18 protein-coding genes, 1 tRNA gene and 3 pseudogenes are annotated in these 20,886 nt (G+C 70.3%); 15 read left to right on the top strand and 7 right to left on the bottom strand.

Translation table 11 applies throughout. The annotated features are described in order from the left end of the window. Positions 1–728 precede the first annotated feature (728 nt). Both F0344_RS00655 and F0344_RS00650 read left to right on the top strand, forming a co-directional pair. Positions 729–893: a hypothetical protein gene (locus F0344_RS00655; RefSeq protein ID WP_185296901.1), complete on the top strand. Its 165-nt coding sequence runs from the start codon at positions 729–731 to the stop codon at positions 891–893. Positions 894–1,030: 137 nt separating this feature from the next. Beyond that, positions 1,031–1,573, top strand: coding sequence for an MOSC domain-containing protein (locus tag F0344_RS00650; protein WP_185296900.1), 543 nt, complete (start codon positions 1,031–1,033; stop codon positions 1,571–1,573). Between the two features lie 68 nt (positions 1,574–1,641). On the opposite strand, the gene F0344_RS00645 is transcribed toward F0344_RS00650, so the two are convergent. Beyond that, a tRNA-Trp gene (locus tag F0344_RS00645) sits at positions 1,642–1,717 on the bottom strand. Positions 1,718–2,782: 1,065 nt separating this feature from the next. On the opposite strand from F0344_RS00645, the gene F0344_RS00640 reads away from it, so the two are divergent. Next, positions 2,783–3,757, top strand: a complete 975-nt coding sequence (locus tag F0344_RS00640) for a hypothetical protein (protein WP_185296899.1) — start codon at positions 2,783–2,785, stop codon at positions 3,755–3,757. A gap of 229 nt (positions 3,758–3,986) precedes the next feature. Beyond that, on the top strand, positions 3,987–4,316 hold the full coding sequence (locus F0344_RS00635) for an NIPSNAP family protein (protein WP_185296898.1): 330 nt from the start codon (positions 3,987–3,989) through the stop codon (positions 4,314–4,316). Between the two features lie 58 nt (positions 4,317–4,374). On the opposite strand, the pseudogene F0344_RS35295 reads toward F0344_RS00635, so the two are convergent. After that, positions 4,375–4,842 (bottom strand): annotated as a pseudogene (locus tag F0344_RS35295) (endonuclease/exonuclease/phosphatase family protein); the annotation flags it as partial. A gap of 139 nt (positions 4,843–4,981) precedes the next feature. Then, a pseudogene (locus F0344_RS00630) lies at positions 4,982–5,206 on the bottom strand (DinB family protein); the annotation flags it as partial. Positions 5,207–5,511: 305 nt separating this feature from the next. Here F0344_RS00630 and F0344_RS00625 point away from each other — a divergent pair. The 6 genes from F0344_RS00625 to F0344_RS00600 all read left to right on the top strand — a co-directional run bounded on the left by F0344_RS00625 (position 5,512) and on the right by F0344_RS00600 (position 10,520). Then, positions 5,512–5,754 carry a hypothetical protein gene (locus tag F0344_RS00625; protein WP_185296897.1) on the top strand — a complete coding sequence of 81 codons (243 nt, stop codon included), beginning with the start codon at positions 5,512–5,514 and terminating at the stop codon, positions 5,752–5,754. Further along, positions 5,742–6,197: a tail fiber domain-containing protein gene (locus F0344_RS00620; RefSeq protein ID WP_185296896.1), complete on the top strand. Its 456-nt coding sequence runs from the start codon at positions 5,742–5,744 to the stop codon at positions 6,195–6,197. Before F0344_RS00625 ends, F0344_RS00620 begins: the two co-directional genes overlap by 13 nt. A gap of 616 nt (positions 6,198–6,813) precedes the next feature. Then, entirely contained in the window at positions 6,814–7,413 is a 600-nt protein-coding gene (locus F0344_RS00615) for a DUF1707 SHOCT-like domain-containing protein (protein WP_185296895.1), read from the top strand. Between the two features lie 84 nt (positions 7,414–7,497). Beyond that, on the top strand, positions 7,498–7,668 hold the full coding sequence (locus F0344_RS00610; RefSeq protein WP_185296894.1) for a hydrophobic protein: 171 nt from the start codon (positions 7,498–7,500) through the stop codon (positions 7,666–7,668). Positions 7,669–7,747: 79 nt separating this feature from the next. After that, the gene (locus F0344_RS00605) at positions 7,748–8,341 is read left to right on the top strand and encodes an NAD(P)H-dependent oxidoreductase (RefSeq protein WP_185296893.1); all 594 of its coding nucleotides are present in this window, start codon (positions 7,748–7,750) and stop codon (positions 8,339–8,341) included. Between the two features lie 61 nt (positions 8,342–8,402). Then, entirely contained in the window at positions 8,403–10,520 is a 2,118-nt protein-coding gene (locus tag F0344_RS00600; protein ID WP_185296892.1) for a HelD family protein, read from the top strand. A 34-nt stretch (positions 10,521–10,554) separates the two neighbouring features. Here F0344_RS00600 and rox read toward each other — a convergent pair whose 3' ends face one another. Then, the gene (rox, locus tag F0344_RS00595; protein WP_185302441.1) at positions 10,555–11,982 is read right to left on the bottom strand and encodes a rifampin monooxygenase; all 1,428 of its coding nucleotides are present in this window, start codon (positions 11,980–11,982) and stop codon (positions 10,555–10,557) included. Between the two features lie 629 nt (positions 11,983–12,611). On the opposite strand from rox, the gene F0344_RS00590 reads away from it, so the two are divergent. From F0344_RS00590 to F0344_RS00580, 3 genes are all read left to right on the top strand, one after another. Further along, positions 12,612–12,812, top strand: coding sequence for a type II toxin-antitoxin system VapB family antitoxin (locus F0344_RS00590; protein ID WP_185296891.1), 201 nt, complete (start codon positions 12,612–12,614; stop codon positions 12,810–12,812). 207 nt (positions 12,813–13,019) lie between these two features. After that, positions 13,020–13,805, top strand: a complete 786-nt coding sequence (locus F0344_RS00585) for a DUF4232 domain-containing protein (protein ID WP_185296890.1) — start codon at positions 13,020–13,022, stop codon at positions 13,803–13,805. Between the two features lie 125 nt (positions 13,806–13,930). Continuing rightward, complete coding sequence (locus F0344_RS00580) at positions 13,931–15,349, top strand: polysaccharide lyase 6 family protein (RefSeq protein ID WP_185296889.1); 1,419 nt, start codon at positions 13,931–13,933, stop codon at positions 15,347–15,349. 144 nt (positions 15,350–15,493) lie between these two features. Here F0344_RS00580 and F0344_RS35290 read toward each other — a convergent pair. After that, positions 15,494–15,634: pseudogene (locus tag F0344_RS35290) on the bottom strand (DUF5713 family protein); the annotation flags it as partial. Positions 15,635–15,922: 288 nt separating this feature from the next. After that, positions 15,923–17,149, bottom strand: coding sequence for an erythromycin esterase family protein (locus tag F0344_RS00570; RefSeq protein WP_185296888.1), 1,227 nt, complete (start codon positions 17,147–17,149; stop codon positions 15,923–15,925). A gap of 58 nt (positions 17,150–17,207) precedes the next feature. Between F0344_RS00570 and F0344_RS00565 the strand changes: the two genes are divergently transcribed. Continuing rightward, positions 17,208–17,990: a TioE family transcriptional regulator gene (locus F0344_RS00565; RefSeq protein ID WP_185296887.1), complete on the top strand. Its 783-nt coding sequence runs from the start codon at positions 17,208–17,210 to the stop codon at positions 17,988–17,990. Between the two features lie 167 nt (positions 17,991–18,157). Then, positions 18,158–20,236 carry a SpoIIE family protein phosphatase gene (locus tag F0344_RS00560; RefSeq protein ID WP_374940044.1) on the top strand — a complete coding sequence of 693 codons (2,079 nt, stop codon included), beginning with the start codon at positions 18,158–18,160 and terminating at the stop codon, positions 20,234–20,236. A gap of 269 nt (positions 20,237–20,505) precedes the next feature. On the opposite strand, the gene F0344_RS00555 is transcribed toward F0344_RS00560, so the two are convergent. Beyond that, positions 20,506–20,853 carry a hypothetical protein gene (locus tag F0344_RS00555; RefSeq protein ID WP_185296885.1) on the bottom strand — a complete coding sequence of 116 codons (348 nt, stop codon included), beginning with the start codon at positions 20,851–20,853 and terminating at the stop codon, positions 20,506–20,508. Between the last annotated feature and the right edge of the window lie 33 nt (positions 20,854–20,886).

Genomic DNA, 20,886 nt, shown 5'->3' with positions numbered 1-20,886 from the left:
GACGGCAGGCACGTGGCGGGCCGGGCAACCAGTTGGAGCGTCGACGGCTCGGGGGTCCTGGAGTGTTCCGAACCGACCGGGAACGTGAAGAAGAGCAGAGTGGTCCTGGAGGCGGCCCGGCTGTCCTGCGGCCCCGGTGCCCCGGCCGCCGTGCTGTCGGGTGGGCGAGATCGAGGGCCATCCAGGCACGGGCGGTGATGTAGACGATGTCCTGGCGGGTGGCGGCGCCAAGGCCGGGTGACCAGGCGGTGTGCGGACGTGTGATCCCCCCGCGGACCCGGCCCGGCGGTCCCGGTCCCGGATCTCCTGGAAACCCTCGGCGGTGATGCCCCTCGACTCAGGAGGGAGCAGCGCGAGACGTACGACCGGGCGGCGGGCGCGGAACTCGCGTCGACGGAACCGGTGCGATTCTGCTCGCCGCGTTGATCACCCGTGCCGCGATTCCCGCCGCTTCACAGCTCGCTCCGCCGCAGGGGGACGGCGAGCCCGCCGCCGGCTGAGATCCCGCCGGGAGGCCTCACTCCGACGAATCGCGGGCACAGGTCGCCGCCCCCCGCCGTGGTGGCCTGGCTGTCCCGGCGATCCGGGGGTTACAGTCTCCAGGCGCGACAAGATTCCGATTCGTGGAACGGTCGCCGCACCGGCGCCGGAAACTCGTCGCTGGACCAGCCCTGCAATCTGCTCGGGCTGTGTGCCTCTTACCGCTACCGCCATGTACTGGAGACTCGATGTCTTATGCCTCGCCCCGTCAGGCGCAGCGCCGCGTGGACGACACCCCTGCCGACGGGCAGACCCTGAACGGCCCCGGCCTCGACGGGGGACAGCCGAAGCCGCAGTACGCGGGCCTGTTCATGGAACCGAACCTTCCGCCGGTCGCCGACGAATTCGAGTGACCGCGTCCGGGGGACAACAGAGCTCCGCGGTACGCGGAGGATGAACGGCGGCCGCGCTTCTCACGCGGACAAGGGGGTCCCGCCCGGAGTCAGGTCCTGGGCGGATCACCGATACGTGTGAAGAGGGGGCTCTACGGATGAGCGGGACAGTAGCGGCGGTCAGCAGCAACGCCGAGTACGCGTTCACCAAGCCGAACCGGGACAGCGTCACCCTGCTGGCCGGACTCGGTGTGGAGGGCGACATCCACGCGGGTGTGACGGTCAAGCACCGCTCACGCGTCGCGCAGGACCCCACCCGGCCGAACCTGCGCCAGGTCCACCTCATCCACGAGGAACTCTTCACCGAGCTCCGGGAGGCCGGATTCGCGGTCGTACCCGGCGAACTGGGCGAGAACATCACCACCCGCGGCCTCGATCTGCTCCGCCTGCCCGTCGGCACCCTGCTGCGCGTCGGTGACGACGCCGTCCTGGAGGTCACCGGTCTCCGCAACCCGTGCCTGCAGATCGACACCTTCCAGGACGGCCTGCTGAAGCAGGTCGTGGGCCGCGACGCTGCGGGGAACACCGTGCGGAAGGCCGGAATCATGAGCATCGTGCTGGAGGGCGGCGTCGTGCGCCCCGGCGACACCGTCGAGGTGGAGCTCCCCGCCGAACCGCACCGGCCGCTCGAACGGGTCTGACCGCTGTGACACGCGGGGCCGTGGCCGCCGCCGAAGCGGCATCCGCGGTGCGGTACGCGTTCCTGCTCTGGCAGGGGTGGCAGGAGTCGAACCTGCGGCATCCGGTTTTGGAGACCGGCGCTCTGGCCTCTGAGCTACACCCCTTCGGTGGTGATCATCCTGGCACACCGACCTTGACTGGCCTACTGATTTTCGTGTGTCGCCGAAGCGATCTGCGCAGCAGCGGCCTCCGCGCCCGCCGCCCTTCCCGCACCGGGCCGAGCGGAACGAACCCCGAGCTGTCGGCGCCGAGGCCGCGCACCACCTCCGCGGAGTCGTTTCCCTACCCCGACAGGGTGAGGCGCCGGGCGGCCGCGTTGCGCATACTCGGCACCATGAACAAGCACGGGCAACTCGCCGAACTTCCTCCGAGTGCGCCGCAGCCAACTGTGCCCCGACAGCGACGGGTTGCAGACCTGCGGCGAGCGGCGCCGGGTGCCGGGACCGCGCCGGGAAGAACGCGCGATGCTCGCAGACATCAGCGCGCCCATCTACACGAACTCGTCCGTTCGTCGAAGCAGGGCAGGGCAGCGACTCGGCCGCGCCCCGAACGCGTCCCCTCCGGCGACCACTGCCCTGCCGGCCAGTCAGGGGCACCGGCTCTTCTCGGGCCATCTCGATCCGGACGGCCACGCGCGCCCGGCGAGCGGCCCGGCATGGCCGGACCGGTGTTCCTCCACGCACGCACCCGAGCCTTCGCGCCGACCGGCCCGCCAGGGCCGGAGCGGTGGTCGGAAACCTGCGCCTGAGCACCGGCCGCGCCCGGACGATCCTCCGTCGGCCGGCCCGGTTGTGCATTTCGTAGTCGGCGACATCGCAGGCCAGGATTCTGTGATCGGCTCACATCCTGGCGAACTCCATTCTCTACAAGGTGAGTTCGCTGATGTCAGCGTTCCGCCCTGAGGGCTTCGGGGCCCTCAGGGAATTGATCCGGCTCTCGTGATGGCCACGGCCGCCCCCCGTCGGTCACCGCTCTGACGCTACTCACGCCCGGCACCGCGCCGTGGCCAACACCGCAGCCACGCTGCGGCTCCGGCACCCGCACCACCTGACCACACCTGCACGCCCATTGAGGCGTCGTCGGCCACCACACCCTCTTCTTTCCCGATACATCCCTCGGTTCTTGGCGCCGTACCGCGGCTGCCCCATGCCCAAAACAGTGAAGGAATCATGTCCCAGCGAAGCAGCAAGATCATCAAGACGGTTGCCATGGTGGCCGCGGCCACCATGGCAGCGGTCCTGCCGGCCAACGCGACCGCGACGGCCGGAGAACCGCTGACGCATGTGCGGATCGACGCCCACTTCGACCTGTCAGCAGGCCAGATGCCGGAGAACATCGCCCTGTCGCGCGACGGCTCCGCCCTCGTCACCTTCGCCGCGAGCCGACAGGTCGCCGAGGTCGCCCCCGGGGGCGCCACACGCATCCTGGCGACCCTGCCCCCTCCGGCCGACGGGGGAGTCCGTACACCCGTCCTGGGCTTCCCCCTGGCCACCGGAGTCGTCCGGGCCCCCGGCGGCGCCGTGTACGTGCTGTACGCGACCGGCACGGCGGATCTGACCGGGCTCTGGCGTCTGGCCCCCGGGAAGTCACCACAACGCGTTGCGGCACTGCCGGCGGAGGGCCTGCCCAACGGGCTGGCCCTGGACCGGCGCAGCAGGCAGCTCTACATCACCGACTCGGTGCTGGGCACGGTGTGGACCGTTCCCACGTCCGGCGGTACCCCCACCGCGTGGTCCACCGCTCCCGAACTGGCCTCGACGGGCTTCCTCGGAGCGAACGGCGCCAAGGTGCACGGCGGCGCCCTCTGGGTGACCAACCTCGACAAGGGCACGCTCCTGCGCATCCCGATTCGCTCCGGAAACCGTGCGGGCGTTCCTCAGGTCAAGGCGTCAGGCATGGTGGGCATCGACGATTTCACCTTCACGGGACGGGGCGACGAGGCTCTCGCCGCTCTGAACGCCCCCAACAAGGTCGTGCGCATCCAGCCCGATGGCACCACCAGCACGGTCCTTGACTCCGAAGACGGACTTCAGAACCCCACATCGGTCGCGCTGCGCGGCAAGGACGTGTACGTACTCAGCGCCGCGTACACCACGGCCACGGATCCCAACCTGCTGCGGGCGCGCCTGAGCGGCCACCGGTAACGCCTGCGGGGCGGGTCGGGGCGGCGGGCTTCCGCCCGACCGGCCCCGACCCGCCTGCCGTCCCGGTCCCGCCTGCCGTCCGAGTCGCTCCAGGCCCGCCGCCCACTTCTCCAGCGCCGCGAAATCGTCGACTGCGATCCAGCGCCGAGGGTCGGCCTCGCGCCCTCGCGCGATCTGTGGCGTTCCTTCATTCGTCGGAGTCTGCCCCCTTCGGGCATCATCCCGATGCATGATCACCATTCACCTGAAGTACGAGATCGACCCCGACCGCATCGAGGACTTCGAGGAGTACGGCCGTCGGTGGGTCGCCCTCGTCAACCGGTTCGGGGGTACCCACCACGGGTACTTCCTGCCGAGCGAGGGCGACAGCGATATCGCGTACGCCCTTTTCTCGTTCCCCGGCTTCGCCGAGTACGAGCGGTACCGGGCGGACAGCGTCACCGACCCGGAGTGCCAGGCCGCGTTCGAGCTGGCTCGCCGGACGCGGTGCATCCGGCGCTACGAGCGGCGCTTCCTGCGACCCCTCGACCAGGGGAACGCTGACGCTCATTCCCACTGAGTGACTGTCCGTCGTACCAACGGGGTGGACGGCACCCCTTCCTCAGCGACGTGTGATCCTGGCCCGCCACCGGCAGATGGTCGCTGCCGGTGGCGGGCAGGGTGCGGATATGGGCCACCGTTGCCTGGCGGGCCATGACCTGATTGATTCGGGCGAGTGGGAAGGCGGCGGGGAAGCTGAAGGCGAGGCCCCGCTCCGGCACGTTCATCCGTGAGGTCAGCGGGTCCAGCCCACGGTCGTCGACCGTGCCGTTGAGATCGCCCAGCAGGATCACCCTTCTCAGCTGCTCTGCCGCGATCGCCCGGCCCAGCAGGTCGGCGCTCTCCTCGCGCAAGGAGGACGCGAGGCCGCTCGCCCGGAGGCGGACGGAAGGCAGGTGTGCGACGTACGCGGCGACGTCGCCGCGCGGCGTGCGGACCACGGCCCGCAGCCCGCGACTCCAAGTCCCCGCAATGCCCCGCGGTTTGATTCCCAACACCCGGACATCCGTCAGCGGATTCTTCGACCAGAGACCGACGGTGCCCAGGCTTCCGATGCGAACAGGGGAATCGGGCACCGCCCCGGGGAACGCCGGCAACCCGGCCGTCAGTACGGCGAACGCGGCGAGCACCCACCCGGCGCACCACGTCTCGATGCACGTCCCGGCGTCCCGTCGCCGTTGCCGTTCATGGCTGTCGTGCGTGGTACAGATCACGCAGGAGCGCGATCTCAGCCCCATGGTGCAGAACTTCCTGGTTGACCCACCACGCGATGTCCAGAAACGGCTCCTCCGCGTCGCTGCCGTGCGGGTAGGCGCAGTACCCGACGGTGTCGAGCGCGGTGTGGTCGACGCTCAGCAGCGCGTCGCGCCAGGCCGCCGCGCCGGCCGTGAAGGCGGCGACGGCGCCTGCCACAGGTGGTTCAGGCGCCACGCGATTTCTCTGGGACCGTGCCGTTGTCCTCAGCTGCGCCAACGGTCGCGCACCAGCCAGGTCAGGCGTTCGGCGAGGTGGTGACGCCATGCCATGGAGGGAGCCGACCACGCGGTACGTAGGACCACAGATCGTCATCGGCTTCGTTGCCGCGGGTCTGGGACCTCAGCAGCTCCAGGTGGACGGTACGCGACGGGACGACCGGACGGGACGACGAGCGTGACCGATCCGGGCCGCAGTCGTTTCTTGGATGATCTGACCGACGAGCAATTCGGAGCGTGACCATGTCTGTTACCGCAATGACCCGTATCGCCGCTGTCGCCTCCGCGACAGTGGCCGCGGTGTCGGTGTGCCTCGGCACCGCCTCCGCGGCTGCGGCGGCTGAACCCGCTCAGGTGCGGGTGGCGGAGCAGGGCCCGGCCGCTGCCGACCCCGGGCCCTCCACCCAGTGGGTCCCCCTCGGCACGACGCTGTTCTCGGACCGCGCCGTGAAGAACGACGTCACCCCGGTGCGATGGGACCGCTGACCGAACGTCTCCGCCGCGCCAGGACCGCGGCCGTGCGCGCCTACCGGGCCCGTCTCCATCCGGACGTACCTGACCCGGCCGGAATGACGTCCACCGCCTCCGGAGAGACGGTGGACACATCGGCGACCGGTGTGAACGGGTTCGAGGTACTGGCTGCGGTAGTGGATCTCCCGGTGAGTACCTGGCGCTATGTCTGGGAGGCCGACGGCGTACGTCACCTGGGGCCGATGGCGCAGGACTGGCGGGCGAGCTTCGGTCTGGGCACCGACGACAGGACCATCTGTTGCACTGATGCCAATGGAGTCGCCCTCGTGGCGATCCAGGCCCTGCACCGGGAGCTCTCCGATCTGCGGAAAGAGGTCGGGGAACTCCGGACCCAGGCGGCGGAATCGGCGGTATCCGTCCTTCGCGCAGCGGACCCGGCGCCTACGAGGACCCGGTAGCCGGCTGAGACAGCAGGGGGTGGCGCAGCTCACTGCCGCTGGGGGAGAGGTCCTGGAACAACCCGGGAAGATTGACCGTTTATATGTATGTGGGAATGGAGGGGACAGTGTCCCCGGGCCTCACCTCCAGCCCGTGGGGAAAATCGTTCGGCTGAAGCCCCATGGAGCCCCTCGCCGGGAGGCGGCCGCCCTCCGAGCCCACAGCTGTACCGCCCCGGCTGGCCTCCCCCGACCAGTCGGGGCTTTCACGTCCGGCATCGTCCCGGCCGGGCGGACGTCAGCCTTTCCACGCCCCGTTCGCTGGGCCGCTGCAGGAGCATGGACCGGCCGCGGCCAAGAACGCGCGGGAGGGCGCCGGTTCAGCGGAAGGCGGCCGCGTTCTCCGACGCCTATTGCCGGAACGCCTTTGCCGGGGTACCGGTGACCAACTGCCGTCCACGGTCATCACGGACATCAAGTGGTGACCGATGTGCCGTGACGCTGGGACCTCGACCGGACTTCAGGTCAAGACTCGACCGGACTTCAGGACATGAAGGGCCGGCAGGTGCCGCGAACCGAGCACCTTCATGTGGGGAATCGGCTGTCGACGGACATCCCCCGTCCGTACCCTTGGACCATGACCGCTGAGCCGCCAGGATCTGTCCACCGCGATGTGACGCGCGTTTCCGATGAGGAGCGCGAAGAGGTGCTGGAGCGGGTGAAGGGGGCAGTGGCCGACGGCCGGATCGACTTCGCCGAGCTGGACGCGAAGGTGGGGCGAGCACTGGCTGCCAGGACCCGCGCCGATCTGCACGACGTCACTGCGGACCTGCCACCCGTCGTCCCGGCAGACCCCGGACAACCGCTGCTCCTCAAGGGCGGTTATCACGGCGTGAAGCGCGCCGGGCCGTGGCAGGTGCCTACGCGAGTGACAGCGTACGGCGGCACGGGAGGCGTCACCCTCGACTTCACGCAAGCGGTCTGCCGCCGGCCGGTGGTCGACGTAGAAGTGCATGGCGAGCTGGCCGGAGTCACGATCGTCATCCCCGAGAGCTGGGGTGCCGACACCGACGCGGTGGACGCCGACTTCGGCGGACTGAGGGACAAGACATCCCCGGAACGGCTCCCCGGCACAACCCTGATCCGGCTCACCGGCACCGGTGGCATGGCCGGTGTGGTCATTCGTCACCCCAACGGCAGGGAGCGCCGCAGGCTGAGGCGCAAAAGGCCGCGGTGAACGGCACGGTGAGCGGCACAGTGACAGGTTCGGGCGCATAGGGCGGGACTCCCAGGGCAGACGCCGCTCTGGAGGTCGATAACTATGGTTCCCCTGCTTCTCGTTCTTCTGCTCGCGGTGGTCCTCTTCGGCGCCGGCTTCGCGCTGAAGGCTCTGTGGGTCGTGGCGGTGATCGTGCTGGCCGTGTGGCTGCTCGGTTTCGTCATGCGCTCCGCAGGGACCGGTGGCCGTCGAAGCCGCTGGTATCGCTGGTAGCAGGAGGAAAATCCCCGCGTTCGTCCGGGGTGGTCCCAGCCAGACAGTTGCGAATCCGGTACGTCGAGGGGGACGCTCAATGCGTACGGGGGTGTATCTCGCGCATCCGAAGCCGGGAAGCTTCAACCATGCCGTATCCGACACCGTCGTGGAGGAGTTGCGGAAGCGCGGGTGCCACGTGATCGCGCACGACCTCTGCGCCGAGGGATTCGAACCGGTGCTGTCCGCCGATGAGACCGGCACGGTCCAGTCGGCCCCGCTCGCCCAGGACGTGCAGGTGGCGCTGCACCGCGCCGAGGTGGCTACGTTGGATGCCATGGTGTTCATCCACCCGAACTGGTGGGGCATGCCGCCCGCTGTTGTGACGGGCTGGGTCCAGCGAGTGCTCGTGCCCGGTGTCGCCTACAAGCTGGGTACGGCGGAGGGTGAGCCCGCCGGGCTTCTGAAGGCCGGCAGGGCTCTCGTCCTCAACACCTCCGACACTCCTGCCGACCGGGAGGAGAGCGAGTTCGGCGACCCGCTGGAGCGCATCTGGTCAGCGTGTTTCCTGCCGTACGTAGGAGTCGGCGACGTACGCCGGACCGTCTTTCGGACGGTCACGGGCTCGAGTGACGAGGAACGGGCGGCGTGGCTGGATCAGGCACGCCGACAGGCGGCCGCACTGGTGGAGTGAGCACCTGCGAAGCAGTCGTTACTGGGTAACGAAAGTGCCAGGGTTGCATTATCGTGAGGGTATGTCACACTCCGACTCCGTACTCACGGACGCCCTCGCTCAGGAACGCTCCCACCACGACGTCTGCCGAACCGCGCTCGACGCCATGATCGACGGTGCGCAGGAACAGATGGTCGTCGGCGAGGACGTCTCCGCGTCCGGTGCCGACGCCGAAGTGCTCGGCCACCAGCTGCGGACCAGGGCCAGAGAGTTCCGGGAGCTGCCCGAAGGGCCCCTGTTCTTCGGACGCCTCGACTTCACCCCGGACTCCGAAACGGCCGGCGACCACGCCGGTCAGCGCTACCACATCGGGCGTCTGCGCATCACCTCGCATCCGTCCTCACCGCCCCTGGTCGTCGACTGGCGCGCCCCCGTCGCCCGGGCCTTCTACCAGGCCGGCATCCAGGACCCGCAGGGTGTCGCGGTGCGGCGCCGCTTCGGCTGGACGTACGCGAGCCGCGGCGACTCCGCCGATCTGTCCAGCATCGAGGACGAGCACCTGAGCGCGGGGGAGGCGGGGCAGGCGTGGCGGGCGGGGAAATCGGGGGAGAGCGGGATCGTGACCGGCGAGATCGAGCGCCCTCGCATCGGTCCCATGCGTGACATCGCCGCCACCATCCAGCCCGAGCAGGATCACCTCGTACGGGAGGACCTGGCTGCCACGTTCTGCGTCCAGGGCGCCCCCGGCACCGGCAAGACCGCAGTCGGACTGCACCGGGCGGCGTATCTCCTCTACACCTATCCGCAGCGCATCCAGCGCGGCGGAATGCTGATCCCCGGTCCCAGCCGCACCTTTCTCTCCTACATCTCCGAAGTGCTGCCGGCCCTCGGCGAGACCGGCGTGAGGCAGTCCACGCTCGACGACGAGATCGCCCGGCACCCGGTCACGGCGCACGACAGCGAGCAGGCGGCAGCCGTCAAGCACGACGTTCGGATGGCCGAAGTGCTGCGCCGCGCGCTGTACGCGCGAGTGAGCCCCGAGCCGGCGCCGTCCCTCGCGGTGCCGGACGGCTCGTACCGCTGGCGCGTCCCGGCCGACGAACTGGTGCGGATCGTCAGGGACGTACGCACCGAGGAACCTCCGTACGCCGTCGGGCGGGACCGGGTCCGCACCCGCGTCGTCCGTCACATCCAGCAACAGGCCGAACGCCGTGCCGGTCCGCGCACCAATCTCTGGGTCCAGAAGGTTTCCCGGGCCCGCCCGCTCACCACGGTGCTCGACGCCGTCTGGCCCTCCGTGCGGGCCGAGGAGGTCCTCGCGGATCTGCTCACGCGTGCGGACCTTCTCGCCGGAGCAGTCGAGGGCATCCTCGACGCGGGCGAGCGGAGCGTCCTGCTCCGGCCCGAGCCGCCGCGTTCCCGCAGAACGGCCCGGTGGTCAGCGGCTGATCTCGTCCTCCTCGACGAACTCGCCGGGCTGATCGAGCGCCCCGCCGGCTACGGGCACATCGTGATCGACGAGGCGCAGGACCTTTCCCCCATGCAGTGCCGCGTCATCGCCCGTCGCTCGCCCTCCGGGTCGCTCACCGTCCTCGGGGATCTCGCCCAGGGCACCACCCCCTGGGCGGCGCGCGACTGGCCACGACTCCTCGCCCACCTGGGCAAACCGGAAGCCGTCGTCACCCCTTTGACCACCGGTTTCCGCGTCCCTTCCGCTGTTGCCGAACTCGCCAACCGGCTGCTGGGGCATCTCGACGTGGAGGTGCCGCCGTCCCGTTCCCTGCGCCGCGACGGCGAGGCACGTTTCACACGGACCGACGACACGGCCGTCGCTGCGGTCGCCGCCGTGAACGCGGCGCTGGGGAAAGCCGGTTCCATCGGTGTCGTCGCGGCCGATGCCGATGCGCCGGGGCTGCGCGCCGCGCTCACCACGGCCGGAATCCCCGCCGGTGGACCGGGCGCCCTCGGCGCACGCGTCACGGTGGTGCCGGCCTCAGCGGCCAAGGGGCTGGAGTACGACCACGTCGTCGTGGTGGAGCCCGCAGCCATCGTCCAAGCGGAGCCCCGCGGTCTGAACCGCCTGTACGTGGCGCTCACCCGGGCCGTCTCCCGTTTGCGCATCGTGCACGCCAGGCCCCTGCCACCCGCGCTGAGGGCCGCCGGGCGAGCCGCTGCCGACGGCGCAGTACCCGCGAGCTGAGCCACGGTCGCAACGGGGCCTCGCCACCGCCTGCTCAGCTCTTGGCGGCGCCGAACCACGTGGGCAGCCGGCCGAGCAGATCCTGCTGATCTTCACCGACCCATGCCACGTGGCCGTCCGGCCGCAGCAGCACCGCGGGCACGTCCAGCTCCTCACCGGCGTCGACGACATGGTCGATCCGGTCCGCCCAGCCCGTCACCGAGAGCCGGCCGGCCGGGTCCAGCAGCAGCCCCCGGCCGCCGTGCATCAGCTCGTAGAGGCGCCCCTGCTCCAGCTTCACGTCCCGCAGCCGCCGGCCGAGCAGTTCGTGCCCCTCGCCGAAGTCGTAGCGGACGTCGACCGCGGTGATGATCCCGGTGACGTACCGGTTCACCTCCTCGAAGTCCATCAGCTTCGTGAACAGCTCCCTCAGCGCGCTCGCACCCGGGTCGGTGCCCAGCAAGGTGATCTGCGCGCGTGTGTTGTCCAGCACGCTTGCACCCACCGGGTGCCGTTCGGTGTGGTAGCTGTCCAACAGGCCTTCCGGCGCCCATCCGTTGACCTCGGCGGCCAGCTTCCAGCCGAGATTGAACGCGTCCTGCACACCTAGGTTGAGACCCTGCCCGCCGGTCGGCGGGTGGATGTGCGCCGCGTCGCCGGCCAGCATGACCCGGCCTACCCGGTAGCGCTCGGCCTGCCGGGTGGCGTCGCCGAACCGGGACAGCCAGCGCGGTGCGTGCGCGCCGAAATCGGTGCCCGCGACCGCCCGCAGCTGCTTCTCGAAGTCCTTGATGGACGGCCCGGTCGCACGGTCCTCGGCCACGCCGTCGGCAGGCACGACGACGCGGTACACGCCCCCGCCGAGAGGGGTGGCCCCGAATCGCAGCTGGGTCCTGCGGACTTCTTCGACGACGGCCTCGATCGTTGCCGCATCCTCGGTCAGAACCAGCTCGCCCAACAGCGTCTCAACCGTGGCGGGCTCGCCGGGGAAGCCGACACCAAGCTGTTTGCGCACCGTGCTGCGGCCGCCGTCGCACCCGACGAGGTAGCGCGAGCGCACCTGCGTCCCGTCCGTCAGCTCGACGCTCACCCCGTCGTCGTCCTGGCTGAGCCCGGCCACTTCGCGGCCGCGACGGATCTCGGAACCGAGTTCGAGCGCGCGCTCGTTGAGGATCCGTTCGGTGACCGGCTGCGGGGTGGCGACCCCGTACGGGTGCGCGGTGTCCAGCCCGTCGGGCCACGGCTTCACGATGCCGCCGTAGAGACCGCCGGCCTGGAACTTCTCGCTGACTGCGAGGAACCGGTCCAGCAGACCGCGCTGGTCCATCACCTCGACGCTGCGCGTGTGAAGGCCCTGCCCGCGGCCCTCCGCGGTCGGCTCGGTCAACTTCTCCAGTACGACCACCCGCGCGCCGTGCAGTCGCAGCTCGCAGGCCAGCATCAAGCCGGTCGGTCCGCCGCCGACCACGATCACGTCAATCATCAGAACGCCCATTCAACGAGAGTGGAATTCGCCTGCACCGGCCAAAGCGCACAGACCTCGCGGAGTTGCTGTTTCCGCAGGTGCGGGGCTCGGCGGGTCATTCTGTGGTACGGCCGGGGCCTTGCGGCAAGCCCCCCGGTGCGCTATACGTTGAGGAGGGCAAGGAGCGGATACTCTCCTTGCCCTTCGTCGTCCACTGCGGACCGACCATTTCCCCCGCCTCGCCGAACGCATGACCCATTCCCAGGTGAGATCGTGCTGCTGTCCGGGGGCTAGACTCCAGCGCTGTCACCGCCCTGGCCCGTCGCACGGCCGACCCTCTCCACACGCTCTCGGTGGACCTCGGCTCCGTACGTCGAGCGAGCATGCGACGGGGCGTCCTGGCCTACCGGCGCGGCGGGAGCCCGTCTGACCACGACAGCCCTTGCCACGCGCCGAGGCGGCCTGACGGCGGCTCTGCTCACGGTCGTCGCGGCGGGCGGCCGGGGCATGGCCATGCTCATGGAACGCATGTCCTTGCCCCGCACGGTCCGTTGCCCACGACCTCGATCCTCACCTCGTGCAGACGTCTCCTGGGAACCCGGTCACTGCCCTGTTACAGTCCCCGTCCGACGAAAGGGGCGCCACCCATGGCCAAGGTCAACATCAGTCTCGATGCCGAACTCGTGGTGGAGGTGATGGTTCTCGCCGGAGTCGGCTCGCCGCAGGACGCCGTCGAAGCGGTCGTACGCGACTACATCGCCCGGGGCCACCGCACCGAGGCACGTACCGAGCTCAAGGACCAGGGCCTTCGCGAGGTCGACGCCAGGCCGCAGGAACCTCAAGGCTGACCGGCCGCGCGGTCAGCGCGTGGTGACGACTCCTGGAGCAGGACCCGGGGGACAGGGGGCGACGCGTTCGATGCGTGGCCCCGGGCGTAAGCGGGACGTTAGCGGGACGTCAGCAGGACGGCAGGGCGTGGTCGCAAGCTGAGAGCAGACCAGATGTCCGCACCGGACATCGACCACGTACCGACCGCATCACACGGGGAGCCCCACATGCGTACCTCCATCCGCCGCCCTGCCGTTCTCGCCGCGACCGCCGTAGCCGTCCTCGGTATGGCGCTCACCGCCTGCGGCGGGGGCGACGACAGCGCGAAGGGCGACGGCGCAGCGGCTGTCGCGGCTCAGAAGGCAGACAAGGGCGCCGAAAAGGGAGAGGCCGGTGCCGGCACGAGCGGTTCGGCCACCGCCGGTTCCGGCACGAGCGGCTCGACCACCGGCGAATCGGGAACGACCGGTTCGGCCACCGCAGGTTCGGGCACTTCCGGTTCCGGCACTTCCGGTTCGGACACGGAGGGCTCCACCGGTGGTGCCACCCAGGCGGGTGCCAAGAAGAGTGCGGCCAAGGCCCCCGCCTGCACGGTCAACGATGTGAAGGTCACGGCGGCCAAGCAGGGAGGCACGCCCACCACGCACATCACGCTCACGGCGAAGAACGTCTCGGGCCACAGCTGCACCCTGCTCCAGTACCCGCTCCTCGGGTTCGGTGACCTTCCCCAGACCTCGAAGGACGTTCCCCCGGTCGCCAAGAGCAAGCCGGGCACACCCATCGTGCTGGAGGCGGGCGCCCCCGCGTACGCCGCCGTGCGGATCAACAACGGCGGTGTCGACGACGAGAACCACGCAGTCACCTCCTTCTACGTGAACTTCTTCGCCTCCGACGGCCCCACGGAGGGCAGCGAGATCGTCACCGCGCCGACGGGCGGCATCGCGGTCGACGACGCGGCCGCGAAGACCGGTTACTGGACGTACGAGCTGCGCAACGGCGCCGACGACTTCTAGGACTCGGCGCACAGCAGCACCGACAGCCGGGGCGCGCCTGCAACGCGTCCATCCGCGCAGCAGCGGATGGACGCGTTCCGCTGCCGTGACGCCCCGGCCCCTTCCCCGTTCGATCAGGAGGCATCATGCAACGACGTACGTTCCTCACGGGCACCCTGCTGGGCGCGGCGTTCGCCGCTGTGCCGCTCCACGCCTCGATGGCGGCGGCCGCCCCGGTCGGTTCCCTGGCCGACCTTCAGAAAGCGATCGACAGCGCGGCTCCCGGCGATCAGATCGTCCTGGCCAATGGCACGTACACCGTTCCGTCGGGTGGCGCCATCAGGGTGTCGGGCAAGCACGGAACGGCCGACGCGCCGATCACCGTTGTCGCGGAGTCCCGCGGCGGCGTCGTACTGCGGGGCGAACGCGGCTTCGTCTTCAGTGACTCGAGCAACATCACTGTCAGGGACTTCGCCTTCCGGCAGAGCACGTCCCTGGAGATCCCGGCCAGTTGTACGCGCATCCGGCTGACCCGCAACGACTTCGGGTTCACCGATACCGGCAGCGGATTCGACTGGGTCGTGGTGCGGGGCGACGACGTCAAGATCGACCGGAACCGATTCCACGACAAGACGACCGAGGGCATCTTCGTCGTCGTGGACGGCCCCGGCGCGACCGCCATGGCTCAGCGGCCGAACATCTTCAAGAACCACTTCTCCGACCACAGTTTCAGCGGCAGCAACGGTGGCGAGGCGATCCGGATCGGCTTCAGCGGGCGGGCGCTGTCCAGCGCCGGCGCGATCGTGGAGCGCAACCTGTTCGAGCGGTGCGACGGAGACCCCGAGGCTGTCTCGGTGAAGTCCTCGGACAACACCATCCGGTACAACACCATCCGTGACAGCCGTGGCGGAATCGTGCTGAGGCACGGAAACAACTCCAGAGTGGAAGGCAACTACCTGATCGGAGGCGCCAACGGCGTGCGCGTCTACGGCAACGACCATCTGATCGTCAACAACCACCTCAGTGGCCTCTCGGACCGAGCTCTGGTGATCGGCAGCGGCACCACCCGTGACCACCACACAGGGGAGACGGCCGAGGAACGGCGCGGCAACGACGCGTGCGACCGCGCGGTGATCGTCCACAACACCCTGGTCGGCAATGCCAGGACACTGTCGGGCGAAACCCGGGACCACGAGCCGCGGAGCGTGGTAATCGCCGACAACCTCCTGGTAGGCAGCGCCGGCAGCCTGGTCGCCATGGGCAAGACCACCGGCTTCACCTGGCAGGGCAACATCCTGTGGGGCGCTGCGATCAACGGCAACATCCCCTCCGGCGGCTACCGCCGGGTCGACCCGCTCCTGCGGCGGGAATCCGACGGGATCTTCCGGCTGTCGGCGGGCAGCCCCGCGATCAACGCGGCGACGCTCGCGAGCCCGGCCGTGGCCGACGACATCGACGGCCACCCGCGCGGCGCCACGCGCGACGTGGGCGCCGACGAGTACGCCACCACGGTGCCGGTCCGCCGCCCCCTCACGGCGGCCGACGTCGGTCCGAACGCGTCTTGAGTAACCACCGGTAGACGGGGCGGGCATCCGGTGAAGGGCCCGGTGCCGCTTCACCGGCTCCTTCCGCCGACGGCAGGCTGCCCGCCGTCGGCGGGTGCGACGCCCCTCCGCCGCCGCACCCCTCGGCTACCGGTACGCGCCGGTCTCGCTGCCGGCAGCGTCGAACTCCGCCTCCAACAGGCTGAATTCCTCCGTCGCCGCGTGGGTGAGCACGTACAGGGCCGTCAGATCGGCCGGTTGTTCCGCCTCGATTCGTTCGCACAGGCGCAGGAGGATTGCCTGGCCCCACTGACACTCGCCCAGATGACAAGCACCCCGGCGCCATTGCCCGGTGCCGCGCTGTGGACAGGGCGAACCGGGCATCGATCCGGTCGAGCCGATCACCCTGCTGGGCGTTGTGGCACTGGGGGAACCTGACCACCTCGGTCGAGGTCGAAGCCACCGCGGTCATCGCGAAGCCGTACCGCTGCGACCGGGGGAGCCCCCGGGGGCCCGGCCATGTCGAGTTCGGGTTCGGGGGAGAGCAGACGACGGCGCGTGGGCGGTGCGGGCGCTCGGCCCGTGGATGACCGTTCACCATCGGAGGGAAGGGCCTTGACCCCGCGGGACGTCCTTGACGAACACGATGCCGTCGCTGCCCGCCAGGTGGGCCGGGTCGAGAGGGGCGTAACCGAACCAGGGGGATACGCGGGTCGCGGGTCGCGGGTCACCCAGGGCGGTGGCCAGCCGCGGGGCATCGATGAGGCAGCGCTCCTCCGGGAGCGCGTACAGGAGTCCTTCGACGCTGTCCGGCGGCGGCGTGTCCACTCCCTGGTGCCGGATCGTCCCGAGGGCCGTGGCCACGAAGGCGTACTCCTTGCCCAAGTGGGCGCTCACCAGCGCACCGGCGCTCCACCACTCCACCGGCAGCCCACCCATCCGGATCGTGCTCCGCTCCCGCTGGAGATGGGAGTTGTGTGCGTGCACGAGCACCGGGCCCCTGGCCGCGAGGGCGAGGAGGTTGTGCGCCATCATCTGGTCCCGGACGCTCACCAGCCACGTCATCCGGGCCGCAGAGGTGTCGGCCATCCAGTGGTGGTAGCGCAGCAGACCGCTCGCGGTGCGGCCGTGCAGGCGTGCCCGGTCCCACTCGTCCCGTGAGGTCGCAGCGATCAGCTGCGGCGTCCGGGCGTCGAGCAGCGCCGCCAGATCGTCGGCGAGTACACGCAGCTCAACGGCCTCGGCCGACTGCCCCGCGGACTGGGACGGGTCCCTCATCGCGGCGGGATTCGTCCACCGGTCGTCGGTGCCGAGCAGGCGGTCGAGCGAGTGCGCGGTGCGGGGAAGCAGTTCCGCGTCCACACCGGCCGACACGAGGTAGCCGTGGAGTGCGGTGAGGGCCTGCCGGGGGCTCGCGGCGCCGGTGATCTCCAGTGGTCCGTCGATACCGGCGAAGCGGAGCCGTTCGGACGCGGGCAGGCCGTCGTTGTGGGCGCGCATCCAGCGCACGAGCTCGCGGTTGGCTGCGGACGCGCCCCATCCGTGGCTGAATCCGTGCTCCATGGCCTCGTCGAGGGTGCCCGTGCCCGAGGTGACGTAGTCGTCCACGACCAGGCCCTTCACACAATCGCTCTCGATCGCGATCGTCCGGTATCCCTCCTGTTCGATGAGCTGCCGGAAGAGCTCGTTCCGCAGTTCGAGCAGCGCATCCTCCCCGTGTGTGGGCTCGCCCAGAGCGAGCAGCCGAGGCCGGGCCGGGAGCAGCTCCATGACGGCCGAGGCGTCGACGGCATGGACGGTGTCTCTGATGTCAGTAGCCATGGCTTCAACGGTATCGTTGAAGCTACGGTTGAAACTTTTCGCGACTATCCTCAGCAAGATGGGGAGAAACCTTCAAACGGCCGAACGGCTCAGACCGGTTGATCTGGCGCGCGCGTACGGTCTGTCCACCCAGGCCGTCAGGAACTACGAGGAGACCGGCATCCTTCCGGCCGCCGGCCGCACACCCCACGGCTACCGCGTCTACACCCCCCTGCACGCGCTCGCCCTGGGCGCGTTCCTCGCCCTCGTGCCGGGCCACGGCCACCGGACGGCGACGGCGGTCATGCGGGCGGTGAACGAGGACGCGGCGCAGGAGGCGTTCCGCCTCATCGACGAAAGCCACGCCCAGCTTCTGGAGGACCGGCGCACACTCCATGCCGTGGAGAACGCGCTCCGCGACCTGGCATCCGGCGCGACATCCTCGGAGACCGGCACCGGTACCGGCGCCACATCCGAGACCGGCGCCACATCCGGGCCAGACCTCGCGTCCGGGCCCGGCGACACCTTCATCGGCCCACTGGCAGGACAGCTCGGCATCCGGCCGGCGACTCTCCGCGCGTGGGAGCGTGTGGGCCTGGTGCGTCCGCGTCGCGACCCGAGGACCGGGTACCGCGTCTACGACGCGGCCGATGTACGGGACGCCCGACTGGCCCATCAGCTCAGACGGGGCGGCTACTTCCTGGAGCAGATCGCCCCGCTCATCGCCCAGGTGCGGGCTGCCGGTGGGCTGGAGCTGCTGGAAGCCGCGATGACCGACTGGCACGGCCGGCTGTCCGCCCGGGGCCGGGCGATGCTGACCGGGGCCGCCGCGCTGGAGGTGTATCTCCGCCGGCGCGGATGAGAGGCCGCTCCCGGCCCCGCCCGGGACGTGGTCCTTTGTTCGGCACGGAGTGCTGCGTCGGGGGCCCCGGCGGGGGAGTATGGGAGTGGCCTCGGCGCCTGCACGGGGAGTCGCCTTGCGGAGGGGTGCGATCAGCGGCCTGCCTGCGGTGGAAGGAGCGGCGGACGGTGGCTACGGACGGGACTCAGAAGGATCTGGGCCCTGCGGGACGTACCGGGCTGAGCGGCTCGCCTCCCGGCGGGCTTCTCGATGTCCTCGGCGTGGCGGCGATCGTGCTGGACTCGGAGGGCCGCATCGTGTTCTGGAGTCCCCAGGCTCAGGAACTGATCGGTTACAGCGCTGAGGAGGCACTCGGCCGGCTCGCCATCCAGCTGCTGGTGGCGGACGAACACGTCGACCTGGTGCTCCGGCTGTTCGGCGAGGTGATGGCTGGGGAGGGAAGCTGGGCGGGCACCTTCCCCGTACGGCACAAGGACGGCGGGACGCGCCTGCTGGAGTTCCGCAACATGCGGTTGCTGGACGACCGCGGGGATCTGTACGCCCTTGGGCTGGCCACCGATCAGGCCACACTGCGGCGGGTGGAACGTGACCTGGCTCTGTCCGTCCGACTGGTCGACCAGTCGCCGATCGGGCTGGCCGTCGTGGACACGGACCTGCGGTACGTGATGGTGAACCCCGCGCTGGAGCGGATCAACGGGATGTCCGCCAAGGACCATCTCGGCCGCAGCGCACGAGACCTGGTGCCGTTCCTGGACGCCGGCACCAGCGAATCCGCGATGCGACAGGTCCTGTCCACGGGCGTTCCGCTCGTGGACCGGTACACCGTCGGCCGCACGCACGACGACCCCGGCACCGAACATGCCTGGTCGGTCTCCTTCTACCGGCTGGAGGACTCCAGCGGGAAGGTCCTCGGCGTGGGTGTCTCGGCCGTGGACGTCACCGACCGGCACCGCGCGGCCCTGGACGCCGAACGGGCCCGTCACCGCCTGACCGTGGTCGCCGACGCCTCCGTGCGCATCGGCACCACACTGGACCTGGACCAGACCGCCCGTGAGCTCGCCGATGTCGCCGTGCCCGAACTCGCCGACATGGCCGCTGTGGACGTGCTCGAAGCCGCCCTGAACGGGCACCGCACCCCCGACCCGTCCCACGGACCCGCGGTGTTCCGGTCCCTGGCCGTCGCCACCGCCTATCCCACGGAAGCCGCCGCGGCAGCCGACCCTCAGGGCGACGTGGCACGCTACGACGCCGAACGGCTGATCGCCCGCTGCGTCACAACCGGCCGGCCCGTCATGGTCCCGCACGTCGGCGAGGCGGATCTGCGCCTTATCGCGCGCGACGAACAGGCCGCCGTGCTCCTCTCCGAGGCCGGCGTCCACTCCTACCTGGCTGTCCCCCTGATCGCCCGTGGGGAGGTCCTCGGAGCCCTCGACCTGGTACGGGCCCAGAACCCGCTGCCCTTCACCGATGACGACGCCACGCTGGCCGGCGAACTGGCGGCCCGTGCCGCCGTTTGCATCGACAACGCCCGCTGGTATCAGGCGCAGCGGGATACGGCACTCACCCTCCAGCGCAGCCTTCTGCCGGACCCGCCCCCGTGCCTCTTCGGGCTCGAGGTCGCCGCCCGCTACCAGCCTGCGGGTGCCGCGGTCGAGGTGGGCGGCGACTGGTACGACGTCCTCTCCCTGACCGGCGACAGGACCGCGCTCGTCGTCGGCGACGTCATGGGCAGCGGCATCAACGCCGCCAGCACGATGGGGCGGCTCCGCACCGCCACACAGACACTCGCCGGTCTGGACCTGTCGCCCGCCGACGTGCTCCGCAACCTGGACAGGATCACCACCGGGCTCGACCCGTACATCGCCACCTGCATCTACGCGGTCTACGACCCCCACAGCGCGCAGTGCCACATCTCGATCGCGGGGCACCTGCCTCCTGTCCGCATCCGGCCCGGACGCCGGCCCGAGCTCTTGGACCTGCCCACCGGTGCTCCACTGGGCGTGGGCGGTGTCCCCTTCCGTACCAATGCCGTCGATCTGGACCCGGGCGACCGACTGCTGCTGTACACCGATGGACTGGTCGAGACACGCGACCAGGACATCGACATTCGCCTGGACACGCTCCTCACGGTCCTCGACGGCCCACAGCGCAACCTGGAAGCCACCTGCGATCATCTGCTGGCGGCTCTGCGCCGGCCCGACAACCACGACGACGTGGCCCTGCTCATCGCCCGTATCCGCCGTTGAGCCGGTCGGCAGGCGGGCCCGGACCGGTCCCGGGCATGGGCTCCCCCGCGGCGGCGGTGTGCGAAGACCTCACCTCGGTTCCTCCTCGCGCGCGGGCACTGGCCGAGGTGCTCCCCGACGCCGGCCTCGCGCACTGAACGGTCTCAAGCACGAAGCGGTCGCCATGCGCCCAGGAGGATCGCCCCCGAACGCACTGCCTTGCTGCGCGGCCGACCCCCATCCCGGACGGGAACGGCCACCGTTGCCGTCCGGGAGAGCCCGGTGCATGGCTACGGCAGTGCGAGCACCGCGTCGATGCGTTCACGGATCTTCTCGTCCTCGAGGAACGCGCGGTAGTCGCCGTACCCGGACAACCGGCGGTCCGAGGCCCGGAGCCTGGCCAGCGCCTCGCGGACCGGCGGAGTGGAGTGTCCGAGGCGGACGAGTGAGGCCAGGGATGCGTCGAACGCCCAGTGCGGCTCGTCCGCGTCCGGGTCGGCGGCGAACGCGAGCACGGTCGCCTCCGCCTGCTCCGCGCCCGTCAACGGCGGTACCCACGGCCGCGCGTACGGCTCGGTCTCCCCGGGAAGCGCCGGGTCCTCGCCCCACGCCTGGAGCACCTCACGGAGATCCCGCACCAGCCAGCCCTTGCGGGCGACCTCGTCCCGCAG

Origin of the sequence: Streptomyces finlayi (assembly GCF_014216315.1) — a bacterium.
GTDB classification, from domain to species: Bacteria; Actinomycetota; Actinomycetes; order Streptomycetales; family Streptomycetaceae; genus Streptomyces; species Streptomyces finlayi_A.
Note: the sequence above shows the minus strand (reverse complement) of the source record. Positions and strands in the feature narration are given on the sequence as shown.